Source organism: Bacillus sp. 05T31 (assembly GCF_056396725.1).
Genome location: NZ_JBFTMA010001388.1, coordinates 1 through 450, shown reverse-complemented (window position 1 = coordinate 450; position 450 = coordinate 1). Strand labels below are relative to the sequence as shown.

The window sequence follows — 450 nt, the reverse complement described above, 5'->3', positions numbered from 1 at the left end:
ATCATACTCAAATCCTTCAACCTCGTAACCTAACCAAACCCTTCCATCAACACTAAAGCAAAGATTTTCTTCAACATGTTTAGTTGGGAACCTCGTTAAAGTTTTCAGCATATATCGCTTCCTCTCCCTCTTCCTCATTAATAAATGTAAGTTCAAACGCCGCAATATCTTCTGTTTGTTTAGATTGCGAAGAAGAAAGTTTTATTACTTCTTCTTTTGAATATTGGATAAAAATTGGACTATTAAAAACATAGATCTCTGGTTTTCTTAAACGCATTGATCTATTCATTTGATGTGTTCGCATTTTAAATGTGATCCACGAGCGAAAAAAGGCAAAAAATGATTTTCCATCTGTCTTATAACGATCTAGGCCCCATACAAGCAAAATAGGGAGTACAACATAATAAAGAAAGTAATAGTCATCAGCTAGTGGCCCCACGATCCAACCTG

The 450-nt window shown here is 35.3% G+C and carries 1 pseudogene; it reads right to left on the bottom strand.

Going from position 1 to position 450, the window contains the following annotated elements:
- Nucleotides 1–79 precede the first annotated feature (79 nt).
- Nucleotides 80–450, bottom strand: a pseudogene (locus tag AC1DJR_RS33435) (TcpE family conjugal transfer membrane protein); the annotation flags it as partial.